Source organism: Hydrogenophaga sp. LT287 (assembly GCF_055702805.1).
In genome coordinates this window covers 16,879-36,200 of the sequence record NZ_JBVPZC010000026.1, presented here as the reverse complement: position 1 = coordinate 36,200, position 19,322 = coordinate 16,879, and the positions used below count along the sequence as shown (strand labels likewise).

Sequence of the window (19,322 nt, the reverse complement as noted above, 5' to 3'; positions counted from 1 at the left end):
TGGTGAGGAGGTCTTGTGGGAATACCCGGGCCTCGATCAGTCCAGGGCCGCGCCACTCATCTGGCGGCGGTACCACTCGTGAAAGTGCTGCATGCCGTCTTCCATGGGGCTCTGGTAGGGGCCCACCTCATTGTCGCCACGGGCCAGCAGTGCCTTGCGGCCTGCGTCCATGCGCTCGGCAATTTCGTCGTCTTCCATGCAGGTTTCCATGTAAGCCGCGCGCTGGGCCTCCACAAATTCGCGCTCGAAGGCGGCAATTTCTTCGGGGTAATAAAACTCCACCATGTTCAGCGTTTTGTCCACGCTGACAGGGAACAGGGTCGAAACCGTGAGCACATGCGGGTACCACTCCACCATGATGTGCGGGTAGTAGGTGAGCCAGATGGCGCCGTGTTCGGGCATTTGCCCCTGGCGGTATTGCATCAGCTGCTGCTGCCAGCGCTGGTAGACCGGGCTGCCCGCCTTGCCCAGCAGGTTGGCAGCGCCCACGGTTTGCACCGAATACTCGGGCTTGAATTCCCAGCGCAGGTCGTCGCAGGTGACGAAGTTGCCCAGACCCGGGTGGAACGGCCCCACGTGGTAGTCCTCCAGGTAGACCTCAATGAAGGTCTTCCAGTTGTAGTTGCAGGTGTGCAGCTCCACGTGGTCCAGCACCATGCCCTCAAAGTTCAGGGCCGTGCGCGGGCCCATGTTGGCCAGGTCGGCAGCAATGTCGCGGCCGTTGTCTTCAAACAGCAGCCCGTTCCATTCGCGCAATTTGTAGTTGTTCAGGTTCAGGCAGGGGTCTTTGGCAAAATGCGGTGCGCCCACCAGGTTGCCGGCGGGCGTGTTGCCCCGGCCGCCGCTGTAGGTCCAGCGGTGCAGGGGGCACACAATGTTGCCGCCGGCGCTGCCGCTTTGTGTGGTGCCCAGGTTGCCGCGGCCTTTGAGCATCACCGCCTGGCGGTGGCGGCACACGTTGGACACCAGTTCCACGCCATTTTCGGTGCGCACCAAAGCGCGCCCCCCGGCTTCCTGCGGCAGAGCGTGGTAGTCGCCCACGTTGGGCACAGCAAGTTCATGCCCCACGTACCGGGGGCCCCGCTGAAAGAGGGTTTCCAGTTCGCGCTCAAAGAGCGTCTGGTTGAAATAGCTGGAAACCGGGAGTTGGCTTCTGGCCTGCTGTAATTGAAGACTTAAATCAGACATGGTGGTCTTGACCTAGAGACTCCCCCTATGAAGGGGCAGGGTAAGCGCTGGTCGAAAATCGAATTCGCGCGGGATGGGTGGAGTGGTGCGTCCCTCCGGACAAAGCTTGTCCGTCAGTGATGAAAAAATGAGCGCGGATTGTACCCCGGGGGCCCTGCTGGCCCGGGGCTTGGCCCCCGGGCGCGCGGCGCCGGTTTTCCTGGGTGGCTGCTGCCGCGCCTCGCCCGGCTAAAATCTTCGATCGACGGTCTGGCTGGCCGGGTGCTGGCTGTGGCCCGCCCCGACGGCAAGCCGGTCTGTTCTGTTGCTGCCCATGACATCACCCACCCCATCCAAACCGACCAAATCCCCGGCCCGCGCGGGCGCTGCCAGCGCGGTCGCCACCAGCTACGAAGCTGCACTTGAGGAGCTGGAGCAACTGGTGTCCCAGCTCGATGCCGGGCAGTTGCCGCTGGACCAGCTGCTCACCCGCTACCAGCGCGGCGCCGAGCTGCTGGCGTATTGCCGTGCGCGGCTCGAAGCGGTGGAAAACCAGATCAAGGTGCTCGAAGGCGGTGAGCTCAAGCCGTGGGACGCTGCATGAGCGCCGTGCCCACAGAAAACGCAGCATTTGTGGCCTGGCGCGCGTCGCAGCAGGCGGCGGTCGAGCAGGCGCTGTCCGGGTGGGTGTCGCCCGACGCGCCCGCGGGCCTGGGCGTGGCCATGCGCTACGCGGTGCTGGATGGCGGCAAGCGCCTGCGCCCGCTGCTGGTGCTGGCCACCAGCGCCGCCGTGGGGGGCTCAGCCGCTGCGGCCATGCGGGCTGCGTGCGCGGTGGAACTGATCCACGCCTATTCGCTGGTGCACGACGACATGCCCTGCATGGACAACGATGTGTTGCGCCGAGGCAAGCCCACGGTGCATGTGCACTTTGGCGAAGCCCAGGCCCTGCTGGCTGGTGACGCGCTGCAGGCGCTGGCCTTCGAATTGCTGGTGCCTGACGATGGCTGCATGGCACCCGACATGTCGGCTAGTTTGTGCCGCTTGCTCGCACGCTCGGCCGGAGCCGTTGGCATGGCGGGCGGTCAGGCGGTGGACTTGGCCAGTGTGGGCACGGCGCTGGATCAGGCCGCCCTGGAAGGCATGCACCGCCTGAAAACCGGCGCCTTGCTTCAGGCCAGCGTGGTGATGGGTGCCGCCACCGGCCACGTCAGCCCCTCGGCGCAGGCGCATCTGGCGCAGTACGGTGCCAGTCTGGGCCTGGCGTTCCAGGTGGTTGACGATATTCTGGATGTGACCGCCGACTCTGCGACCTTGGGGAAGACCGCAGGCAAAGATGCCGCCTGCGACAAACCCACTTTTGTTTCCCTGCTGGGCCTTGAACAGGCCCAGGCCTATGCGGACCGGGTGCTGGACCAGGCGCACGACGCGCTGCGTCAGACCGGACTGACCCAGCTGGACAACCTGCACGCTTTGGCCGACTGGGTGGGGCGACGCGCCCACTGAGCCCATCCCTCGCCCTTTGAGTTCTTTTACAGCGCACGACGCGACCCACCCATGAGTTCCTTGCTGTCCCACATCCAGTCGCCTGCCGACCTGCGGCGTCTGTCGCGCACCCAGTTGCACCCCCTGGCCGATGAGCTGCGGGCCTTTTTGCTGGACAGCGTGGCCCGCACCGGGGGGCACCTGAGCTCCAACCTCGGCACCGTTGAGCTCACCGTGGCGCTGCACTATGTGTTCAACACGCCCGAAGACCGGCTGGTCTGGGACGTGGGCCACCAGACCTACCCGCACAAAATCCTGACCGGTCGCCGCGACCGCATGCACAGCCTGCGCCAGCAGGGCGGCATCAGCGGCTTTCCGCGCCGCGAAGAAAGCGAATACGACACCTTCGGCACGGCGCACTCGTCCACCAGCATTTCGGCCGCTTTGGGCATGGCGCTGGCGGCCAAGATCAAGGGCGAAAACCGCAACGCCGTGGCCATCATCGGCGACGGCGCCATGACCGCCGGCATGGCCTTTGAAGCCCTGAACAACGCCGGCGTGGCCGAAGGCCGACTGCTGGTGGTGCTCAACGACAACGACATGTCGATCTCGCCACCCGTGGGCGCGCTCAACCGCTACCTGGCTCAGCTCATGAGCGGCCAGTTTTACGCCGCCGCCAAAAACGTGGGCAAGCAGGTGCTGAAAAACGCGCCGCCCCTGTTTGAACTGGCCAAGCGCCTTGAAGAGCACGCCAAGGGCATGGTGGTGCCGGCCACGCTGTTTGAAAAGTTTGGCTTCAACTACATCGGCCCCATCGACGGCCACGACCTCGACTCGCTTATTCCCACGCTGGAAAACATCCGCCATTTGCTCGACACCGACAGCGGCCCGCAGTTTTTGCACGTGGTCACCAAAAAAGGCCAGGGCTACAAACTGGCCGAAGCCGATCCCGTGGCCTACCACGGTCCCGGCAAGTTCGACCCGGCGGTGGGCCTCACCAAGCCCGCCACGCCGCCGAAAACCACGTTTACCCAAGTCTTTGGCCAGTGGCTGTGCGACATGGCCGCTGCCGACCCCCGCTTGGTCGGCATCACGCCAGCCATGCGCGAAGGCTCTGGCATGGTTGAGTTTGAGCGCCGCTTCCCGGCCCGCTACTTTGACGTCGGCATTGCCGAGCAGCACGCCGTCACTTTCGCCGCTGGTCTGGCCTGCGAAGGCTTGAAGCCGGTGGTGGCTATTTATTCCACCTTCTTGCAGCGCGGCTACGACCAGTTGATCCACGACGTGGCGTTGCAAAACCTGCCCGTGGTGTTTGCGCTGGACCGCGCCGGTCTGGTGGGCGCCGACGGTGCCACCCACGCCGGTGCCTACGACATCGCCTTCCTGCGCTGCATTCCCAACATGGCGGTGGCCTGCCCGGCCGACGAGGCCGAATGCCGCCAGCTGCTCAGCACCGCCTTTGAGCAAAATCACCCAGTGGCCGTGCGGTACCCGCGCGGTGCGGGCGTGGGGGCGGTGCAGCCTGCTGGCCTGGAAGGCCTGCCTTATGGCCGCGGCGAATGGACGCGCAAGGGCCAAGGCGTGGCCATTTTGGCGTTTGGTACCTTGTTGCACCCCGCGCTGGCGGCGGCCGAGAGGCTGGGCGCCAGCGTGGCCAACATGCGCTGGGCCAAGCCTGTTGATGTGGAACTGCTGCGCGAACTGGCCGCAAGCCATCAGGCCTTGGTGACCCTGGAAGAGGGCTGCTTGCAGGGCGGTGCCGGCAGCGCCGTGCTGGAAGCCCTGCAGGCCGAGGGATTGAACCTGCCGGTGCTGCAACTGGGCTTGCCCGACGAGTTCATTGAACACGGCGACCCAGTCAAGCTGCTGGCCATGGTCGGCCTTGATGCCGCCGGCATTGAGCGCTCGGTGCGTCAGCGTTTTGGTGACCTGCTGGTTGCCGATGCCGGTTTGAAAGCGGCAGCGTGATGGAGCCGCTCAACGTTGCTGCGCCGGTTCCCATGCCCGATGTGCAGAGCCGCCACGACCCACGCGCCATGCCGATTGCCCAAGTGGGCGTGAAAAACCTGCGCTACCCCATTGCGCTGAGGGTGGCTGAACGCCTGCAACACAGCGTGGGCACCTGGCATGTGCATGTCGGTTTGCGCGCCGAGCAAAAAGGCGCGCACATGTCGCGCCTGCTGGCGTGGTTGGACGGTTTCACCCAGCCAGAGGAAGGTGACGCGTTGCCCGTCACCTTCGAGCGGCTGCAAACCGCCATGCCCGAGCTGCTGGCGCTGCTGGAGACCACCACCGGGGGTTTCGAGGTGAGTTTCCCGTTTTTCATCCGCAAATCCGCGCCAGTGTCTGGCTTGCAGAGCCTGATGGAATACGACGGCGGTTGGTCGGTGGTGCACAACGTGGGCGATTCCACCGACGTGCGCATGATCGCGACTGTGCCGGTTAAGTCGCTGTGCCCTTGCTCCAAAGAGGTCAGCGACGATGGTGCCCACAACCAGCGTTCACACATTCGGCTGGAGGTGTTGCTCAACGCGCCCATGGCCTGGACCGAACTGGTGCGTTTTGCCGAAGACAACGCCTCTTGCGAGTTGTGGGGCTTGCTCAAGCGCACCGACGAAAAGTGGGTGACTGAGCGGGCTTACGCGCATCCCAAATTCGTCGAAGACCTGGTGCGCGATGTGGCGCTGGCGCTGGAACGCGACCCCCGCATTGACGCCTATGCGGTGGATGTGACCAACTTCGAGTCCATCCATGCGCATGACGTGCATGCACGCGTTTCAAGGGACAAACGCACCGCCTGAGGGGGTGTTTTTAGCCATTCTTCGGATGGTTTTTCACGTCGCTTGTGAGCGGAATTTCACGTCGCCGCGCGGTGGCTGGAAATGACCTCAAAAACATTCATTTCCAGGAAATTCTCAAGGGAAAACCCCTGACGAGTCGGTCCTCGGGCCTCTTAGAATGTGGGCGGCTTAAACGTCAATGGCTTGTGCATCCGCGCAAGCCAGTTGGATATCAACAACCACGGAGTTACCCACTATGGATCGTCGTTCCATCATTGCCGCCACCGGAATCGCTGGAGTAGCCGGCATTCTGGCTGCCTGTGGCAAAAAGGAAGAGGCTGCTGCCCCCGCCGCCACATCGCCTGCTGCGCCTGCTGTTCAAACCAGCGAGACCATTCGCTGGCGTCTGACATCGAGCTTCCCCAAGGCGCTGGATACCATCCACGGCGCGGCCGATGTGTTTGCCAAGAAGATCAACGAAATGTCGGGTGGCAAGTTCCAGGTGACGGTGCATGCGCCCGGCGAACTGGTGCCCGCTTTCGGTGTGGTGGACGCTGTTCAGGCCGGTACGGTGGAGGCCGGTCACACCGCGCCTTACTACTACTTCGGCAAGGACGACACGTTTGCCCTGGGTACGGCCATTCCGTTTGGTCTGAACAGCCGCCAGCTCACCGCCTGGTACTACGACGGCAACGGCTTGAAGCTGTTCCGCGAGTTCTACGACCAGTACAACATCGTGAACTTCCCAGGTGGCAACACGGGTGCCCAGATGGGTGGCTGGTTCCGCAAGGAAGTCAACACGCTGGCCGACATCAAGGGCCTGAAAATGCGCGTGGGCGGTTTTGCTGGCAAGGTCATGACCCGCATGGGCGCCGTGCCCCAGAACATCCCCGGTGGCGAGATCTACCAGGCGCTGGAAAAAGGCACCATCGACGCGACCGAGTGGATTGGACCCTACGACGATGAAAAGCTCGGCTTCCAGAAGGTTGCCAAGAACTACTACTACCCAGGCTTCTGGGAAGGTGGTGCCCAGCTCGACTTCTACGTCAACAAGACTGCTTTCAACGCGCTGTCGACCGAGAACAAGGCCATCGTCGAGTGCGCAGCATCGCATGCACACACCACCATGCAAGCCATGTACGACGCGCGCAACCCAGCTGCTTTGAAGCGTTTGGTGGCCGGTGGCGCCAAGCTGCTGCCGTTCCCCAAGGTGGTGATGGACGAGGCCTACAAGCAGTCGATGGTGCTCTACGCCGAGTTGAGCGCCAGCAACCCGAACTGGAAAAAAATCTACACCGACTATTCGGCATTCCGTAAGGATCAAAACCTCTGGTTTCGTTTTACCGAAGCCCAGTTCGACCGCTACATGCAGTCGGCCAAGCTGTAAGCGGCACACCTGTCCGGCAAAAAACCCCGCCTGTGCGGGGTTTTTTGATCCGACACCGAGCCATCCCTCCCAGGGTGGCTCGGTGTCTGATCATTTTTTGCTTCGGCCCGCCGTGATCGCCCACAGGTTTCTATAGACTTCTGCGCTGCCATTCACACCCTACCCATTTGGGGAACCGTTATGCCTCTCCTGCTCAAGCTCTCCCGTCTGGTTGACGGCCTCAGTGACCTCATTGGCAAGTCTGCCATGTGGATGATTCTGGCCGCCACCCTCATCAGCGCCGGCAATGCGGTCATTCGCAAGACCTTTGGCACCAGCTCCAACGCCTGGCTTGAAATCCAGTGGTACCTGTTTGCCGCGGTGTTCATGCTGGGCGGCGGCTACGCCTTTTTGCGCAACGCCCATGTGCGCATCGACTTCATTTCCTCCAAGTTCTCGGCCCGCACCCGCAACTGGATCGACGTGGGCGGCATCATCATTTTTCTGTTGCCCCTGTGTTATCTGATGATCCTGGAAGGTTGGCCCCTGTTCGTGAACGCGTGGACTTCGGGTGAGATGTCGTCCAACGCTGGCGGCCTGATTCGCTGGCCCGTGTACGCGATCATTCCGCTGGGCTTTGCCCTGCTGGCCCTGCAAGGTTTGAGTGAGCTGGTCAAGCGCTTCGCCTTTTTGACAGGGCATGGCCCTGACCCGCTGAGCCACTCCGGGCCCAGCGAAACCGAGTTGCTGGCGAAAGAAATTGCCGAGGCCGAAAAACTCAAGCTTGAAGCGTCACTCGCTTCGGCCAACAAGCACTGATCGGACTTCACCATGGTTGAATTTTTGTCCGCCAACTTTGTCCCGGTGATGTTCATCGGGTTGATCGCGTTTTTGGTCATCGGTTTTCCGGTCGCTTTCTCGCTGGCAGCCACCGGTTTGTTTTTTGGCCTGATCGGCATGGAGCTGGGCCTGTTCCCGTCCAACCTGTTCCAGGCGCTGCCGCTACGGGTGTTCGGCATCATGCAGAACGACACGCTGCTGGCCATTCCGTTCTTCACGCTCATGGGCATCGTGCTGGAGCGCAGCCGCATGGCTGAAGACTTGCTGGAAACCGTGGGCCAGGTGTTTGGTCCGCTGCGCGGTGGTGTCGGTATCGCGGTGGTGCTGGTTGGCGCGTTGCTTGCTGCTACCACCGGTGTGGTGGCTGCATCGGTGATCTCCATGGGCCTGATCGCCATGCCCATCATGCTGCGTTACGGTTACAACCGCACCATCGCCACCGGCACCATCACCGCATCGGGCACGCTGGCGCAGGCGCTGCCGCCGTCGCTGGTGCTGATCGTGCTGGCCGATCAGCTCGGCCGCTCGGTGGGTGACATGTACGCCGGTGCCCTGATCCCTGGCCTGTCGCTGGTGGGCTTGTACCTGCTGTTTATCGTGGTGGTGGCGCTGGTGAAACCGGGCTGGGTACCGGCACTGCCGCCTGAGGCGCGTATTTACAATGAGCCCAACGGCTCCAGCGGCCACATGTCGCTGCTGGTGCTGCTGTCGGTGTGTGCGGTCGCCAGTGTGCTGTGGTCGCAGGCGCACGAGTCCATCCTGAACCCCTTGCTGGAGCGGGAAAATGCGGCACCTGGTGACGAGGTATTTATCCTCTCCACCGCCATTGGTGCGTTCTTGGCTCTCGGTCTTGCGTTGCTGAACCGGTTGTTCAAGCTCGGCCTGTTGTCGCGCCTCACCGAGCGTGTGACGTTCGTGTTGATTCCGCCGCTGGTGCTGATTTTCCTGGTGCTGGGCACCATCTTCCTGGGTGTGGCGACCCCTACCGAAGGTGGCGCGATGGGTGCCATCGGCGCGCTCATCATGGCCGGTGCCCGGCGCACGCTGTCGTTCAACCTGCTCAAGCAGGCGCTGGAGAACAGCACCAAGCTGGCCATCTTCGTGATGTTCATCCTGATCGGCTCCACGGTCTTCGCCTTCACGTTCAACGCGGCCGACGGCCACATTTGGGTTGAGCACCTGTTTGACAAGTTGCCCGGTGGTCAGATCGGCTTCCTGGTTGTCGTGAACTTCATTGTGTTCATCCTGGGCATGTTCATCGACTTCTTCGAAATCGCGTTCATCGTGGTTCCGTTGCTGGTGCCAGTGGCCGACAAGCTGGGCATCGACCTGATCTGGTTCGGCATCATCCTGGCGATGAACCTGCAAACCTCGTTCCTCACGCCACCGTTTGGTTTCGCGCTGTTCTACCTGCGCAGCGTGGCGGCCCGCAACGACTACGACGATGTGGTCACGGGCAAGCGCATCAAGGCTGTTACCACAGCCCAGATCTACAAAGGCTCCATCGCCTTTATCGTGCTGCAGTTGATCATGGTCGCGGTCATTCTGTTCAACCCGGGCATCGTGACCGGCAATCTGGACAAGGCCACCGTGGTGGACGACGCTGCGGTGAGCGACATGCTGAACAACATGCAAGACCTGCAAAGCGACGAAGAAGCAGCGCCTGAGATAAGCGGAGCAGGCGAAGCAGACGCCGGCATGCCAGCGCCCGCGCCCGAGGAAGGCGCTGCGATCGACCCAGCCAAGGCGCTCGAAGACGCGATCAAAAAGGCCGAATGAGCCACGGGAAACTTCAGATGCAGATCGACGTAAAAGTGCTCGACCCGCGCATGGCGGAGCAGCTTCCCGCCTACGCCACCAGCGGCAGCGCCGGGCTGGACCTGCGGGCCTGCCTGGACGAGCCCCTGACCCTGGCGCCCAACGCCTGGCAACTGGTGCCCACGGGTCTGGCCATTCACCTGGCCGACCCGGGCTTTGCGGCCATGATCCTGCCGCGCTCGGGTCTGGGCCACAAACACGGCATCGTGCTCGGCAACCTGGTGGGACTGGTCGACAGCGACTACCAGGGACAGCTGATGGTGAGCGCCTGGAACCGCAGCGATGTGGCCTTCACCATCGAGCCCATGGAGCGCATTGCGCAAATGGTGATCGTGCCGGTGGTGCAGGCGCGGTTCAATGTGGTGTCCGAATTCGGCGCAGCCAGTGAACGCGGTGCAGGAGGCTACGGCTCTACCGGTCGCGCTTGAGCGTCGGACAGCACAAAAAAAGGGCTCCGTCAGGAGCCCTTTTTTTGTGTGTCGCCTCTGGGTTCAGTGCAGTGTAGGTGTGTCGTCGTCGGGTGTGTCTGCCGCGGGCGTTGGGTTCACCTGCATGCTGAAAAACCCCGTGCCCAGCGAGCCAGCACCCACTTCGTTTTCCTCGGCTTCGCGCACCGCATGCACCTTGAGCGAGATGCGCAGCGCAATGCCCGCCAAGGGGTGGTTGGCGTCCAGCACCACATGCTCGGGGTAGATGTCGCTCACGAAGTACAGGCGGTCTTTCGGCGCATTGGGGTTGCAGCCGGCGGGTAGGCCTTCAAAGCCCATGCCTTCTTCGAGTTCGGTGGGAAACAGGTGGCGCGGCTCCAGAAACAGCAGGGTGTCGTCGTAGTCGCCAAAGGCGTCTTGCGGCTCCAGGTGCAGGTCCACGGTGTCGCCGGCCTCGTGGCCTTGCAGGGCTTCCTCGATCTTGGCCAGCAGGTCGTTGCCGCCGACAAAGAACTCTATCGGCTCGTCGAGCACATCGAGTTCTTCGCCCAGGGTGTCTTTCAGCGTCCAGGTCAGGGCCACAACGCATTGTTCGGTGATGGTCATAGGGCTTTTCATTGGACAATTGTCCCATGTTCAAAGCCAACCCCTCCAGCCTGGCCAGCGCCCCCGTGGCGGCCGCTCATCCCCAACCCGATGCACCCACCGCGCTGCTGGGGGGTCTCACGCCAGCGCAGTTCATGCGCCGCCATTGGCAGAAAAAGCCGCTGCTGATCCGCAATGCGTTGCCGGGCTTCAAGCCCTTTCTCACGCGCCAGCAGCTGTTTGCCATGGCCGCAGACGAAGCGGTCGAGTCGCGCCTGATCGTGCACCAGGCCAAAGGCTGGACACTCAAGCACGGCCCCCTGGCACGCACCGCCTTGCCACCCATCAAGCAACCGCGCTGGACGCTGCTGGTGCAAGGCGTGGACCTGCATGTGAACGCTGCACACGAGTTGCTGCAGCGCTTTCGGTTTGTGCCCGACGCCCGGCTGGACGACCTCATGATCTCGTGGGCCAGTGATGGCGGCGGGGTGGGCCCGCATTTCGACAGCTACGACGTATTTTTGCTGCAGGCCAGTGGGCAGCGCCACTGGCGCATCGGCCGCCAGAAAGACCTGTCGCTGGAAGAGGGCGTTCCACTCAAAATTCTGAGCAACTTTGAGCCCGAGGAAGAGCACCTGCTCAACCCCGGCGACATGCTGTACCTGCCGCCGCGTTGGGCGCACGACGGCGTGGCCGTGGGCGACGACTGCATGACCTATTCGGTGGGCTTTCGCGTGCCGCAGCGCGGCGGGCTGGCCGGTGAACTGTTGCAGCGCATGGCCGACGACTTTGAAGATGCCACGCTCTACCGCGACCCGGCTCAGCCTGCCACCGCGACACCCGCCGCCATGCCGCCCGCCCTCGAAGCGTTTGCGGTCGACGCGCTGCAGCGCCTGCTGGCCGAGCGCCAGTCGCTCGCCTGTGCTTTGGGCGAGGTCATGACCGAGCCCAAGCCGCGGGTGTGGTTTGAAGAGCCCGAGGCCGACTGGGCGCCCGGCGCGGTGCAGCTGGACCGGCGCACCCGCATGATGTACGACAAGCGCCATGTGTTCATCAACGGGGAGAGCCTGCATGCGGGTGGTGCCGATGCCCGGCTGATGCGTGCGCTGGCAGACGAGCGGCGCCTCACGGCTGCGCAGGTGCAGCGCGCCAGCGCAGACGCGCGCGCACTGCTGCAAGACTGGTTTGAAGCCGGATGGCTACACGCTGCCTGACCTTCTGAAAGGCCTGCGATCAAGCGCGCCAGGAGACCACCATGACCGACGCTTCCCACACACCTGATGCGCCCGGCGCATGGCAGCCGTTGCCCGAGGGTCGTCTGCAGGGGCGGCTGCTGTTTGCTGACCTGGTGCGCCAAGCACTGGCCACAGCCGCTGTTGAGGGGTGGCCGCGCCTGGTGCTTTGTGATCCGAATTTTTTGGACTGGCCCTTGGGCGAACGGGCGGTGGTCGCTTCGCTACAAGCCTGGGCCCGGCGGGGTCGGGTGCTGCAGGTGCTGGGCCAAGACCTCGGGTCGCTGCGCTTGCAACACCCGCGCTTTGTGCAGTGGCGCGTGACGTGGGCCCATCTGATCGAGGTGCGTGCCTGCAGCAGCGCTTTGGCCGGCGATTTGCCCAGCGCCATCTGGTCGCCCGGCTGGACGCTGGAACGCATCGATGCCAGCCATGGCGTGATGGTGGCGAGCCGCGACGCGCGGCGCCATGTGGCGCTGGCTGAGCGGCTGGATCACTGGTGGCAAAAGGGCAGTCCGTCACTGCCGCCGACCACCTTGGGTTTGTAGGAAGATAGCTGAAAGTTGTATTTTTGCAACGCTAATCTGTGAGTAAAAGAAATACTTGATCAGGGTAAACACGGTTGTTTTTTCGGGCGTATCATTCCCTTCCAGCCGGGACACACATTCACAAATGGGCGTCAGGCTGAATCGATTTAACTCGAATAAAGGTTCGGGTTTTTTTTTGGTCGATTCAAGCGTTTTGCTTCGTTTAGTACACATCCATTGGAATTTCTCATGAATAAGACCCTCCTGATCGCCACCCTGTTGGCTGCTGTTGCCCTGACCGCTTGCGGTAAAAAAGAAGAAGCACCTGTTGAGGCACCAGCACCTGCTGCTGCTCCAGCACCTGTGGAAGCCGCTCCTGCCGCCGCTCCTGCCGATGCCGCTCCTGCTGCAACCGACGCTGCTGCCACCCCCACCGTCGCTGGTGCTATCGAAGCTGCTGCTGGTGCCGCTGCTGACGCTGCTGCCGCTGGCGCTGCCGATGCTGCCAAAGCCGCTGCTGACGCTGCTGCCGAAGCCGCCAAAGCTGCTGTGAAGCCTGCGCAGTAATGCGTGCATCCGGGCCTTGAGCCCGGTCGCAAAAAAGCCGCCCTTAGGCGGCTTTTTTTCGTTTGGAGCGCTGTCCACCCATGGACTTCACGCGCAGGCGCTGCCATCAGCAGCGCTGCCTGTCACTTCAAGTCGTTGGCGAGCAATTGCAAAATGTTTTGCGCATTGGCCGAGCTGTCGGGTTGGCCTTGTGCGTCCAACACCGACACCGTGGTGCTTTCGCCGCTGCTTCGCACCACGACACGGTATTTGGCTGGCGTAGCCTCTGGTGCCGAGCTGCCAAACAGCCGGCCAAAGAAGCCGGGCTTGGCCGCGTCGGTTGCTTGAGCGGGCACGTAGCGCACAAAGTAAACACCTTGGGTGCGGTCGCGGTCTTCGACCGTGAAGCCGGTGCGGTCCAGCGACAGGCCCACCCGGCGCCAGGCGCGGTCAAAACCATCGGCTATTTGCACCAGGGGCACGTTGTTGACCGTGGTCACGCGCGCCACAGCCTGGACCGGCGCCGTCTCTGCAGCCGCTTTGGCCTGGGCTTCGCTCACCCCCAGCTTCACCATCAGGCGGCGCAAAAACTCGGTTTCGAGTTCGCTGTCGGCTGGACGGGGCTGCCACACGGTCTGGTCTTTTTGGGTGCTGGAATACACCTCGATCATGCCGCGGTGGCTGATGTAGATTTCGGTGCCACCGGCGGCGTTGCGTTCCAGACGGGTACGGAATTTGTCGCGTTCGCCGGTGGAATACAGGTTTTCAAACACCTTGCCGATCGTGCGGCGAATGATGTCTTGTGGCAACTTGGCGCGGTTTTCGGCCCAGTCGGTTTCCATGATGCCCAGGTTTTCCTGGTCAAGTTCGAGCAGGAAACCGTTTTCTTGCCAGAAGTCTTTCACCGGGCTCCAGAGCTTGTCGGCGGGGCGGTCAATCACCAGCCAGCGCTGGTTGCCGGCGCGTTCAATGCGCACGTCACCCACGGTGTTGACCGCAGTGGTGCTGCTGGATGCCTGGGCTGGCTGAGCGGTCTGGTAGCCACTGGCTGTGACCACCGAGCCCGGCACGTTGTAGCGTGAGTCGCGGCTGAGCTGGGTCAAGTCGGGAGGCACATCCAGCGTGACACCACGCTCGGCGCTTTTGTAATCGATCTTGTCTTCTTGCAAGATCGAGCAGCCCGTGGCCAGCACCGCCGCAGCGGCCAGCAGGCTCAGGCGTGCCAGACCGATGCCGGCGTGTGCCGCGGCAGTCGGGCGGGATGCTGTTTCAAACGGTGCGGAAGTGGGCATGTTGGGGCGCTCGGTGAGAGAAAGGTGTGTGAGGGACGGGGCAGGCGGCGGGGAGCCTTTGCTTCAGGCGATCAGCCCACTGTCCTGCAAGGCGTTTTCGACCGTGGGAACCAGCGCGCGCGACATGGGCGTGAGCGGCAGGCGCATGGTCTCGTTGCAAAGGCCCATGCGGGCCATGGCCCATTTGAGCGGGATCGGGTTGGCTTCGACGAACAGGTTTTTGTGCACCGGCATCAGACGGAACTGGATGTCCATGGCGCGCTTCACGTCGCCCGCGATGGCGGCCACACACAGCTCGTGCATCAGGCGCGGTGCAATGTTGGCGGTCACACTCACATTGCCCTGGCCGCCGCACAGCATCAGCGCCACAGCGGTGGGGTCGTCACCCGAGTAAATGGCAAAGCCCTCGGGGGCTTCCCGAATGAGCCACTGCGCCCGCTCGATGTTGCCGGTGGCTTCCTTGATGCCGACCACGCCGGGCACTTGCGCCAGGCGCAGGGCGGTTTCGACCGACATGTCGGCCACGCTGCGGCCGGGCACGTTGTACAGCACGATCGGCAGGTCGCCGGTGGCTTCGGCGATGGCTTTGAAGTGCTGGTACTGCCCTTCTTGCGTGGGCTTGTTGTAGTAAGGCACCACCTGCAGCTGGCAGTCGGCACCCACTTTTTGGGCAAATTTGGCCAGTTCAATGGCTTCGGCGGTGGAGTTGGCACCGCAGCCCGCCATGATGGGCACGCGTTTGGCGGCCTGTTCCACCGAGACGCGGATGATCTCGCAGTGTTCTTCCACCGTCACGGTGGGCGACTCGCCGGTGGTGCCGACCACGCCAATGCAGTCGGTGCCCTCGGCAATGTGCCAGTCGATCAGTTTGCGCAGGGTGGGGTAGTCCACGCTGCCGTCTTCTAACAGGGGCGTGACCAGGGCCACGATGCTGCCGGTGATGGTTTTCATAAGCTTCAGGCTCGAAAGGATGCACCCTGACCCAGCGTCAGGACGGGCCGGCCCGCGGTGGGCAGGTAATCTTGCATTCTACCCAGTGACGTCGAGCAGACGACGCACTGGCGTGGCTCCGGAATGCCCGGTTTCTCGCACGGCGGCGATGCGCTGCACGAAGCGCTCGGGTGCGCTGCAAAAACCGTCTTCAAAGGCCACCACCCGCAGCCCGCTACAAGCCTGCAGCAGCTCGCCGGGTTGCAGCAAAAAGTCGGGCCGAGCCGGTCGACCCACGGTCTCATGGCCGCTGGCAAAGGTTTCGTACAGCAGCACACCGCCCGGGGCCACACTGGCCACGATCATCGGCAGAAGAGGACGCCACAGATAGTTGGTCACCACCACGGCATCAAAAGTCTCGCCATGCAACGGCCAGGGGCCGTTTTCAATGTCGGCCAGCACGGCGCGGCCCAGGGGCGCCACGGCGGCAATGGCTTCGGGCGAGCGGTCCACGCCCGTCAGGGTGTGGCCCCGCCCGGCGAGCCAGCGCAGGTGGCGGCCGTGGCCGCAGGCCACGTCCAGCACGGTGCCCCCGGCGGGGATCAGGTGCGTCCAGCGGCGCACCCAGCTTGAGGGGGCTTCGTTGCCGTGCAGCACGGGGCTGCCCGGCGAGGGGAGGGCGGTGTTGGGCATCAGAAGCAACTCCAGAGCTGGTCGGCCAGGTTCAACAGAAAGTCGGGCTGGTTGTAGAGCTTGAGGGTGCCCAGCAGCGCTGCACCGATGCCCGCCCAGAGGGCAACCTTGGCCCAGAGACCGTTCCAGCCGGTGGTTTTCACGCCGCCGCTCCCACGCGCTGGGGCCCGCGCACGATGGGGGACTCCCGCACCGGCAGGTTGATCAGGGCGGCAAACACGCCCAGCGCAATCGAGATGTACCAAACAATGTCGTAGCTGCCGGTGCGGTCGTACAACACGCCGCCCAGCCACACACCCATGAAGCTGCCAATCTGGTGGCTGAAAAACACAAAGCCGCCCAGCATGGACAGGTGGGCCACACCAAAAATTTGCGCCACCACCGCGTTGGTGGGCGGCACGGTGGACAGCCACAGCACGCCCATGACGGCTGAGAACACGTACACGCTGGCGGGCGACAGCGGCACGATCAGGAAGATGCTGATGGCCACCGCCCGCGCCAGGTAAATGAACGCCAGGATGTAGCGCTTGGGCATGCGCTGGCCCAGCGCGCCAGCGGCGTACGTGCCGATCACGTTGAACAGCCCAATGAGCGCCAACGCGTAGCTCGCCACCTGGGGCGACAGCCCGTTGTCCTTCAGGTAGCTGGGCATGTGCACGCCAATGAACACCACCTGGAAGCCACAGACGAAATAGCCCGCCATGAGCAGCTGGAAGCTGCGGTATTTGAACGCTTCGCGCAGCGCCTGCACAATAGATTGTTCGCGCTTGGGCATGGTGCCGCCCGCAAAACCCGGCTCACGCAGGCCCCAGGCCAGCGGCATGATCAGCAGCACCGCCGCACCCAGCACCATGAGCGCTTCTTGCCAGCCAAAGCTGCTGATGAGCCAGCCTTCCACCGGCACCATGAGGAACTGCCCGAACGAGCCTGCCGCCGCCGCCACGCCCATGGCCCATGAGCGCTTTTCGGCCGGTATCTGCCGCCCGATCACGCCGTAAATCACCGCATAGGTGGTGCCGGCCTGCGCCGCGCCAATCAAGATGCCGGCCGTGAGCGCAAAGCCCACCGAGGTGGTGGACATGGCCATGCCCACCAGGCCCAGCGCGTACAGCGCGGCACCCACCACCAGCACCTTGAAGGCGCCGAAGCGGTCGGCCGCCATGCCGGCAAAAATGCCGAACACGCCCCACGACAGGTTTTGCACCGCCAGCGCAAAGGCAAAGGTTTCGCGCGTCCAGCCCTGAGACTGGGTGACGGGTTGCAGCCACAGGCCGAAACCGTGGCGGATGCCCATGGACAGTGTGACGATGAAAGCACCGCAGGCGAGCACCTGCAGGGTAGACAGACCAGCGGGGCCCTGGGTTGGGGGCGCGCCGGACGGGGTGGGTGAGGCAATGGACATCCGGGGAATGTAGCGAATTTGCCCCATGCCCGCTGCCACCTGTGCGAAACCGGTCACACGCAGGCAAGCCGCCAGTCCGGCAAGCTGTTGTTGCATACAGTGAAAAGGCGGGGCGCGCACTACAATGCCGCGCATGACAGAGAAACCCGCCGCCCCCAAGTCCGTCGCCGCCAGCGACGCTTATTCCGAAGGTTCGATCCGCGTCCTCAAGGGACTGGAGCCGGTCAAGCAACGGCCGGGCATGTACACCCGTACCGACAACCCGCTGCACATCATCCAGGAAGTGCTGGACAACGCGGCCGACGAAGCGCTGGCTGGCCATGGCAAAAAGATCAAGGTCACGCTGCACGCCGACCACTCGGTGAGCGTGGAAGACGATGGCCGTGGCATTCCGTTTGGCCTGCACCCGGAAGAAAACGCGCCGGTGGTCGAACTGGTGTTCACCCGGCTGCACGCCGGGGGCAAGTTTGACAAGGGCAGCGGCGGCGCTTACAGCTTCTCGGGCGGCCTGCACGGTGTGGGCGTGAGCGTGACCAACGCGCTCTCAACCCGGCTGGAAGTGACCAGCTACCGCGAGGGCAAGGTGGCCAAGCTGGCGTTCTCGGCCGGTGACGTGATCGAACAGCTGGTGATCGCGCCCAAAGGCGAGAGCGACCGCAAGCAGGGCACCACGGTGCGCGCCTGGCCCGACGCGAAGTATTTCGAGTCGGCCGCGCTGCCCATGAACGAGCTGACCCACCTGCTGCGCAGCAAGGCGGTGCTGATGCCGGGCGTGACGGTGACGCTGGTCAACGAAAAAACCAAAGACACGCAGGTGTGGCTCTACAAGGGCGGCCTGCGCGACTATTTGCAGCAAACGCTGCACGGCGAGCCAGTGATTCCGCTGTTTGAAGGCGAAGGCTTTGCCGACAGCGCCCACGACAGCTTTGCCGAAGGCGAGGGCGCCAGCTGGTGCGTGGCCTTCACCGAAGACGGCCAGCCGGTGCGCGAGAGTTATGTGAACCTGATCCCCACCAGCGCGGGCGGCACGCACGAAAGCGGCCTGCGCGACGGCCTGTTTCAGGCGGTGAAGGGTTTCATTGAACTGCACGCGCTGCTGCCCAAGGGCGTGAAGCTGCTGCCCGAGGACGTGTTTGCGCGCGCCAGCTATGTGCTGAGCGCCAAGGTGCTCGACCCGCAGTTCCAGGGCCAGATCAAAGAGCGGCTGAACTCGCGCGATGCGGTGCGCCTGGTGGGCAGCTTTGTGCGCCCCGCGCTCGAACTCTGGCTGAACCAGCATGTGGACTACGGCAAGAAGCTGGCCGAACTCGCCATCAAGGCCGCGCAGTTTCGCCAGAAGGCCGGCCAGAAAGTGGAAAAGCGCAAGGGCTCGGGTGTGGCGGTGTTGCCCGGCAAGCTGACCGACTGCGAAAGCAAAGACCTGGCGCACAACGAGGTGTTTCTGGTCGAGGGCGATTCGGCCGGCGGCAGTGCCAAGATGGGCCGCGACAAGGAGAGCCAGGCGATTTTGCCGCTGCGCGGCAAGGTGCTGAACACCTGGGAAGTGGAGCGCGATCGCCTGTTCGCCAACAACGAAATCCACGACATTTCGGTGGCCATCGGCATTGACCCGCATGGCCCGCTGGACACGCCCGACATGAGCGGTCTGCGCTACGGCAAGGTCTGCATTTTGAGCGACGCCGACGTGGACGGTTCGCACATTCAGGTGCTGCTGCTCACGCTGTTTTTCCGCCATTTCCCCAAGTTGATTGAAAACGGTCACCTGTATGTGGCGCGTCCGCCGCTGTTCCGGGTGGACGTGCCCGCGCGCGGCAAAAAACCCGCCATCAAGCAGTACGCGCTGGACGAGGGCGAGCTCACCGCCATTCTGGACAAATGCGCCAAGGACGGCGTGCCGCGCGAAAAATGCCAGATCAGCCGCTTCAAAGGCCTGGGTGAAATGAACGCCGAGCAACTGTGGGACACGACGCTCAACCCCGACACGCGCCGCCTGATGCAGGTGAACCTGGGTAGCATGGACTTTGCCGGCACCGAGGCGCTCATCACCAAGCTCATGGGCAAGGGCGAAGCCGCTTCGCGCCGCGAGCTGATGGAGCTGCACGGCGACTCGGTGGAAGTGGATATTTGATTTCCCCCCGCGCCGCCTGCGGCGTCACCCCCCGAGGGGGCAACACCAGCCGTCTGGCGGAGCCAGCCCGGCGGTGTTTCTGATCCAGCCCTCTGCACGCGCC

19 protein-coding genes are annotated in these 19,322 nt (G+C 63.5%); 12 read left to right on the top strand and 7 right to left on the bottom strand.

The window, feature by feature from the left end; all coding sequences use genetic code 11:
- Nucleotides 1-36 precede the first annotated feature (36 nt).
- Nucleotides 37-1,188 carry an aromatic ring-hydroxylating oxygenase subunit alpha gene (locus AC0GNR_RS15795; RefSeq protein ID WP_472901856.1) on the bottom strand — a complete coding sequence of 384 codons (1,152 nt, stop codon included), beginning with the start codon at nucleotides 1,186-1,188 and terminating at the stop codon, nucleotides 37-39.
- Nucleotides 1,189-1,501: 313 nt separating this feature from the next.
- Between AC0GNR_RS15795 and xseB the strand changes: the two genes are divergently transcribed.
- From xseB to dut, 8 genes are all read left to right on the top strand, one after another.
- Nucleotides 1,502-1,771: an exodeoxyribonuclease VII small subunit gene (xseB, locus tag AC0GNR_RS15790; RefSeq protein WP_472901855.1), complete on the top strand. Its 270-nt coding sequence runs from the start codon at nucleotides 1,502-1,504 to the stop codon at nucleotides 1,769-1,771.
- Nucleotides 1,768-2,673: a polyprenyl synthetase family protein gene (locus AC0GNR_RS15785; protein ID WP_472901854.1), complete on the top strand. Its 906-nt coding sequence runs from the start codon at nucleotides 1,768-1,770 to the stop codon at nucleotides 2,671-2,673. Before xseB ends, AC0GNR_RS15785 begins: the two co-directional genes overlap by 4 nt.
- 51 nt (nucleotides 2,674-2,724) lie before the next feature.
- On the top strand, nucleotides 2,725-4,620 hold the full coding sequence (gene dxs, locus AC0GNR_RS15780) for a 1-deoxy-D-xylulose-5-phosphate synthase (RefSeq protein WP_472901853.1): 1,896 nt from the start codon (nucleotides 2,725-2,727) through the stop codon (nucleotides 4,618-4,620).
- The gene (folE2, locus tag AC0GNR_RS15775; protein ID WP_472901852.1) at nucleotides 4,620-5,453 is read left to right on the top strand and encodes a GTP cyclohydrolase FolE2; all 834 of its coding nucleotides are present in this window, start codon (nucleotides 4,620-4,622) and stop codon (nucleotides 5,451-5,453) included. The genes dxs and folE2 overlap by 1 nt, the downstream gene beginning before the upstream one ends.
- A gap of 235 nt (nucleotides 5,454-5,688) precedes the next feature.
- Complete coding sequence (locus AC0GNR_RS15770) at nucleotides 5,689-6,819, top strand: TRAP transporter substrate-binding protein (RefSeq protein ID WP_472901851.1); 1,131 nt, start codon at nucleotides 5,689-5,691, stop codon at nucleotides 6,817-6,819.
- A gap of 180 nt (nucleotides 6,820-6,999) precedes the next feature.
- Nucleotides 7,000-7,617, top strand: coding sequence for a TRAP transporter small permease subunit (locus AC0GNR_RS15765; protein ID WP_472901850.1), 618 nt, complete (start codon nucleotides 7,000-7,002; stop codon nucleotides 7,615-7,617).
- A 12-nt stretch (nucleotides 7,618-7,629) separates the two neighbouring features.
- Entirely contained in the window at nucleotides 7,630-9,417 is a 1,788-nt protein-coding gene (locus AC0GNR_RS15760; RefSeq protein WP_472901849.1) for a TRAP transporter large permease, read from the top strand.
- A gap of 17 nt (nucleotides 9,418-9,434) precedes the next feature.
- A complete protein-coding gene (gene dut, locus AC0GNR_RS15755) occupies nucleotides 9,435-9,884 on the top strand; it encodes a dUTP diphosphatase (RefSeq protein ID WP_472901871.1) in 450 nt (149 codons plus the stop codon).
- 63 nt (nucleotides 9,885-9,947) lie between these two features.
- On the opposite strand, the gene AC0GNR_RS15750 is transcribed toward dut, so the two are convergent.
- Nucleotides 9,948-10,490, bottom strand: a complete 543-nt coding sequence (locus AC0GNR_RS15750) for an FKBP-type peptidyl-prolyl cis-trans isomerase (RefSeq protein WP_472901848.1) — start codon at nucleotides 10,488-10,490, stop codon at nucleotides 9,948-9,950.
- 134 nt (nucleotides 10,491-10,624) lie between these two features.
- On the opposite strand from AC0GNR_RS15750, the gene AC0GNR_RS15745 reads away from it, so the two are divergent.
- From AC0GNR_RS15745 to AC0GNR_RS15735, 3 genes are all read left to right on the top strand, one after another.
- Nucleotides 10,625-11,683, top strand: coding sequence for a JmjC domain-containing protein (locus AC0GNR_RS15745; protein WP_472901870.1), 1,059 nt, complete (start codon nucleotides 10,625-10,627; stop codon nucleotides 11,681-11,683).
- A gap of 41 nt (nucleotides 11,684-11,724) precedes the next feature.
- Nucleotides 11,725-12,249, top strand: a complete 525-nt coding sequence (locus tag AC0GNR_RS15740) for a hypothetical protein (RefSeq protein WP_472901847.1) — start codon at nucleotides 11,725-11,727, stop codon at nucleotides 12,247-12,249.
- Nucleotides 12,250-12,477: 228 nt separating this feature from the next.
- A complete protein-coding gene (locus tag AC0GNR_RS15735; RefSeq protein ID WP_472901846.1) occupies nucleotides 12,478-12,795 on the top strand; it encodes a hypothetical protein in 318 nt (105 codons plus the stop codon).
- Nucleotides 12,796-12,917: 122 nt separating this feature from the next.
- Here AC0GNR_RS15735 and bamC read toward each other — a convergent pair whose 3' ends face one another.
- The 5 genes from bamC to AC0GNR_RS15710 all read right to left on the bottom strand — a co-directional run bounded on the left by bamC (nucleotide 12,918) and on the right by AC0GNR_RS15710 (nucleotide 17,091).
- Entirely contained in the window at nucleotides 12,918-14,066 is a 1,149-nt protein-coding gene (gene bamC / locus AC0GNR_RS15730; protein WP_472901845.1) for an outer membrane protein assembly factor BamC, read from the bottom strand.
- Between the two features lie 63 nt (nucleotides 14,067-14,129).
- The gene (gene dapA, locus AC0GNR_RS15725; protein WP_472901844.1) at nucleotides 14,130-15,017 is read right to left on the bottom strand and encodes a 4-hydroxy-tetrahydrodipicolinate synthase; all 888 of its coding nucleotides are present in this window, start codon (nucleotides 15,015-15,017) and stop codon (nucleotides 14,130-14,132) included.
- A 78-nt stretch (nucleotides 15,018-15,095) separates the two neighbouring features.
- Complete coding sequence (locus tag AC0GNR_RS15720) at nucleotides 15,096-15,689, bottom strand: class I SAM-dependent methyltransferase (RefSeq protein WP_472901843.1); 594 nt, start codon at nucleotides 15,687-15,689, stop codon at nucleotides 15,096-15,098.
- The gene (locus AC0GNR_RS15715) at nucleotides 15,689-15,832 is read right to left on the bottom strand and encodes a hypothetical protein (protein ID WP_472901842.1); all 144 of its coding nucleotides are present in this window, start codon (nucleotides 15,830-15,832) and stop codon (nucleotides 15,689-15,691) included. Before AC0GNR_RS15715 ends, AC0GNR_RS15720 begins: the two co-directional genes overlap by 1 nt.
- The gene (locus AC0GNR_RS15710) at nucleotides 15,829-17,091 is read right to left on the bottom strand and encodes an MFS transporter (protein ID WP_472901869.1); all 1,263 of its coding nucleotides are present in this window, start codon (nucleotides 17,089-17,091) and stop codon (nucleotides 15,829-15,831) included. Before AC0GNR_RS15710 ends, AC0GNR_RS15715 begins: the two co-directional genes overlap by 4 nt.
- A 133-nt stretch (nucleotides 17,092-17,224) precedes the next feature.
- Here AC0GNR_RS15710 and AC0GNR_RS15705 point away from each other — a divergent pair, with 133 nt between their 5' ends.
- Nucleotides 17,225-19,219: a DNA topoisomerase IV subunit B gene (locus AC0GNR_RS15705; protein ID WP_472901841.1), complete on the top strand. Its 1,995-nt coding sequence runs from the start codon at nucleotides 17,225-17,227 to the stop codon at nucleotides 19,217-19,219.
- The last annotated feature ends 103 nt before the right edge of the window (nucleotides 19,220-19,322 follow it).

What these genes read in the sequence shown, in the direction of transcription:
- AC0GNR_RS15795 (WP_472901856.1), bottom strand. Translation starts at nt 1,188, where the DNA reads ATGTCTGATTTAAGTCTTCAATTACAGCAGGCCAGAAGCCAACTCCCG.
- xseB (WP_472901855.1), top strand. Translation starts at nt 1,502, where the DNA reads ATGACATCACCCACCCCATCCAAACCGACCAAATCCCCGGCCCGCGCG.
- AC0GNR_RS15785 (WP_472901854.1), top strand. Translation starts at nt 1,768, where the DNA reads ATGAGCGCCGTGCCCACAGAAAACGCAGCATTTGTGGCCTGGCGCGCG.
- dxs (WP_472901853.1), top strand. Translation starts at nt 2,725, where the DNA reads ATGAGTTCCTTGCTGTCCCACATCCAGTCGCCTGCCGACCTGCGGCGT.
- folE2 (WP_472901852.1), top strand. Translation starts at nt 4,620, where the DNA reads ATGGAGCCGCTCAACGTTGCTGCGCCGGTTCCCATGCCCGATGTGCAG.
- AC0GNR_RS15770 (WP_472901851.1), top strand. Translation starts at nt 5,689, where the DNA reads ATGGATCGTCGTTCCATCATTGCCGCCACCGGAATCGCTGGAGTAGCC.
- AC0GNR_RS15765 (WP_472901850.1), top strand. Translation starts at nt 7,000, where the DNA reads ATGCCTCTCCTGCTCAAGCTCTCCCGTCTGGTTGACGGCCTCAGTGAC.
- AC0GNR_RS15760 (WP_472901849.1), top strand. Translation starts at nt 7,630, where the DNA reads ATGGTTGAATTTTTGTCCGCCAACTTTGTCCCGGTGATGTTCATCGGG.
- dut (WP_472901871.1), top strand. Translation starts at nt 9,435, where the DNA reads ATGCAGATCGACGTAAAAGTGCTCGACCCGCGCATGGCGGAGCAGCTT.
- AC0GNR_RS15750 (WP_472901848.1), bottom strand. Translation starts at nt 10,490, where the DNA reads ATGACCATCACCGAACAATGCGTTGTGGCCCTGACCTGGACGCTGAAA.
- AC0GNR_RS15745 (WP_472901870.1), top strand. Translation starts at nt 10,625, where the DNA reads ATGCGCCGCCATTGGCAGAAAAAGCCGCTGCTGATCCGCAATGCGTTG.
- AC0GNR_RS15740 (WP_472901847.1), top strand. Translation starts at nt 11,725, where the DNA reads ATGACCGACGCTTCCCACACACCTGATGCGCCCGGCGCATGGCAGCCG.
- AC0GNR_RS15735 (WP_472901846.1), top strand. Translation starts at nt 12,478, where the DNA reads ATGAATAAGACCCTCCTGATCGCCACCCTGTTGGCTGCTGTTGCCCTG.
- bamC (WP_472901845.1), bottom strand. Translation starts at nt 14,066, where the DNA reads ATGCCCACTTCCGCACCGTTTGAAACAGCATCCCGCCCGACTGCCGCG.
- dapA (WP_472901844.1), bottom strand. Translation starts at nt 15,017, where the DNA reads ATGAAAACCATCACCGGCAGCATCGTGGCCCTGGTCACGCCCCTGTTA.
- AC0GNR_RS15720 (WP_472901843.1), bottom strand. Translation starts at nt 15,689, where the DNA reads ATGCCCAACACCGCCCTCCCCTCGCCGGGCAGCCCCGTGCTGCACGGC.
- AC0GNR_RS15710 (WP_472901869.1), bottom strand. Translation starts at nt 17,091, where the DNA reads ATGTCCATTGCCTCACCCACCCCGTCCGGCGCGCCCCCAACCCAGGGC.
- AC0GNR_RS15705 (WP_472901841.1), top strand. Translation starts at nt 17,225, where the DNA reads ATGACAGAGAAACCCGCCGCCCCCAAGTCCGTCGCCGCCAGCGACGCT.